At 64.9% G+C, this 2,777-nt stretch carries 5 protein-coding genes; 2 read left to right on the top strand and 3 right to left on the bottom strand.

Going from position 1 to position 2,777, the window contains the following annotated elements; genetic code table 11:
• A partial coding sequence (locus tag AC1DY5_RS50280) for an electron transfer flavoprotein subunit beta/FixA family protein (protein WP_478121788.1) occupies positions 1-299 on the top strand: 299 nt, incomplete at its 5' end.
• 15 nt (positions 300-314) lie between these two features.
• Positions 315-1,250, top strand: a complete 936-nt coding sequence (locus tag AC1DY5_RS50275; protein ID WP_478121787.1) for an electron transfer flavoprotein subunit alpha/FixB family protein — start codon at positions 315-317, stop codon at positions 1,248-1,250.
• Positions 1,251-1,260: 10 nt separating this feature from the next.
• On the opposite strand, the gene AC1DY5_RS50270 is transcribed toward AC1DY5_RS50275, so the two are convergent.
• From AC1DY5_RS50270 to AC1DY5_RS50260, 3 genes are all read right to left on the bottom strand, one after another.
• A complete protein-coding gene (locus AC1DY5_RS50270) occupies positions 1,261-1,746 on the bottom strand; it encodes a hypothetical protein (RefSeq protein ID WP_478121786.1) in 486 nt (161 codons plus the stop codon).
• 107 nt (positions 1,747-1,853) lie between these two features.
• Positions 1,854-2,114 (bottom strand): DUF1427 family protein, encoded by a 261-nt coding sequence (locus AC1DY5_RS50265; protein WP_478121785.1) that lies wholly within the window; start codon positions 2,112-2,114, stop codon positions 1,854-1,856.
• 54 nt (positions 2,115-2,168) lie between these two features.
• The coding region (locus AC1DY5_RS50260) for a hydrolase (RefSeq protein ID WP_478121784.1) at positions 2,169-2,777 on the bottom strand (609 nt) is incomplete at its 5' end.

Genomic DNA, 2,777 nt, shown 5'->3' with positions numbered 1-2,777 from the left:
GAAGGGCGACCGTGTCGCGCGAAGTCGATGGCGGCACGGAGACCCTGTCGATCAAGCTGCCCGCGGTGGTGACGACCGATCTTCGCTTGAACGAGCCGCGTTACGTGACGCTGCCGAACATCATGAAGGCGAAGAAGAAGCCGCTCGAACTCTTGAAGCCGGCGGATCTGGGGGTTGACGTCACGCCGCGCCTGAAGACGCTGAAGGTCGCCGAGCCGCCGAAGCGCAGCGCGGGCGTAAAGGTGCCGGACGTGCAGACGCTGGTGCAGAAGCTGAAGACCGAGGCGAAGGTCCTGTAATCAAGGAGCATTGAAATGACCATTCTTGTAATTGCCGAACACGACAACGCATCGATCAAGCCAGCGACGCGAAACGCGGTGGCAGGAGCGCAGCGGATTGGCGGCGACGTGCATGTGCTAGTCGCGGGCCACAACGCGCACGGCGCGGCGGAGCAGGCGGGGAAGACGGCTGGCGTCGCCAAGGTGCTGCTGGCCGACGCGTCGCAGCTCGAAACGGGCCTTGCCGAAAACGTCGAAGCGACCGTCCTGGCGATCGCGACGAACTACACGCACATTCTCGCGCCGTCGACGGCAGCCGGCAAGAACGTGGCGCCCCGGATTGCGGCAAGGCTCGATGTCGCGCAGATCAGCGACATCATCGCGGTGGTGAGCACGGACACCTACGAGCGGCCGATCTACGCGGGGAATGGAATCGCGACGGTCCAGTCTCGGGACCCGATCAAGGTCATCACGGTTCGCACGACCGRATTCGATCCCGTCGCGGCCGAAGGCGGCAGCGCCCCGATCGAGAAGATCGACGCAGCGGCGGACAGCGGCCTCTCGCAATTCGTGAGCCGTGAAGTGACTAAGCTGGATCGCCCCGAGCTGACGAGCGCGAGCATCATCGTCTCGGGTGGCCGTGGCCTCGGAAACGGCGAGAACTACAGGAAGGTGCTGGAGCCGCTGGCTGACAAGCTGAACGCGGCGCTGGGCGCATCACGCGCTGCGGTCGATGCGGGCTTCGTGCCGAACGACTATCAGGTCGGCCAGACCGGCAAGATCGTCGCGCCGCAGCTGTACGTCGCGGTGGGCATCTCCGGCGCCATCCAGCATCTCGCGGGGATGAAGGACTCCAAGGTGATCGTCGCGATCAACAAGGACCCGGAGGCGCCGATCTTCGGCGTGGCCGACTACGGCCTGGAGGGCGACCTGTTCACGGTCGTGCCGGCACTCGTCGCCGAACTGGGTTGAGGGAAGGTCGTTACCGGCGCTGGACAGGCAGCTCGGCGTACGCGACGCCGGTGAGGTTGCCCAGCGCGAACTGCAGGGTCTGGCGGTTCGACCCGTCGAGCTTGGCGCAATACAGCGACCCTCCGAAGTCGGTGATGAACATCCGGCCGCCCTTGGGATCCAGCGCCAGGCCGATGCCCTCCATCAGGTGATCGAACACGATTTCGGGCGCGCTGCGCTTTCCTGCCGGCGAATCGAGCGGCGCACGGTTGACCGTGTTGCCGTTGGGCGGGTCGCCACGGTCGGTCCAGTACAGCATGCGCGTGTCCGGGTCGATGTCCAGGTCGATCGGCTCGGGCAAGGCCTCGTACAGCACTTCGATGTCTTGCCGGTTCGCCGCCGTCTGCCCTTGCGGCATGTCGACATTGGCACGCAGTATGCGACCCTGCCCGGCGTTGTCATCGCCTTTCTGGGTCCAATAGAACGCTCCCCGCTCCACGTCGACGGCAATGCCCACGCACCACTTGGTGGGATCAGGCCCCGGTCGTGGATCGCCTGGCGTGCTCAGCCCATCATCGCGGGTGCGAGACGCCGTTGTGGAGGATGAGGTCGGGAGCAGCAGACTCAGCCATGATGGAGTTCTCCGTTGGATTTGCACTTGGGCAGTTGACCGAACATGTGCGGCTTGACCTGATCGTCCATCCACGAGGTCGTCTTCTGGATCTTCAGCGTCTGCTTGATGAGCGGCGGAATCTGTTCGCCCAACAGGATGCCGAGCAGGCCGACCAGGGCGATGACTGGCGGCGCCGGCGAGCGGACGTTGAACAGCGCATAGATCACGCCGACGAGCAATYCGACGGCGAGAGAGACGATGTAGGGCTTCATGGGGGTTCCTGCTTCTCAAGCCGCGGGGGGTCTTCGACGAGTCACGGCGTGGCGTCAGCCTTCGTGCGCGCCGAACATCGTCTTGGCGTAGATGACGCCGAGACCGTAGGCACCGCCGTGGGTCTTGGCGATGCCTGTGGTCAGGTCATAGGTCTCGGCGCGTGCCCAGTCGCGCTGCAACTCCAAGAGGTATTGCAGGGACGTCATGGGGCGCGCGCCGGCCTGGACCATGCGCGTCACGGCACGCTCGTGCGCCTCGGTGGAGACATCGCCGCATGCATCGGTCACGATGTAGACCTCATAGCCCTGCGCCAGCGACGACAGCGCCGGGCCGACGATGCAGACCGACGTCCACAAGCCGGCGAACACGAGTCGGTCCTTGCCGATCGCGTTGAGCGCCTTGATGACATTTGCGTCCTCCCAGGTGTTCATCGACGTGCGATCGATGAGCTTCTGGCCGGGGAACGGCTCGGTGAMCTCCGAGAACATCGGCCCGGAGAAGCTCTTCTCGGCAACGGTGGTCAGCACGGTGGGGACCTTGAACCCCGCCGCGGCCCTGGCGATCAGGCCTGCGTTGGTGCGCAGCAAGACCGCGTCGATGGACTTGGTGGCGAATGCCATCTGCGATTGGAAGTCGATCATGACGAGCGCATGGTTGTTGGG

The sequence above is a fragment of the Variovorax sp. P4_D9 genome, assembly GCF_056401695.1.
This window is presented reverse-complemented; position numbering and strand designations above follow the sequence as displayed.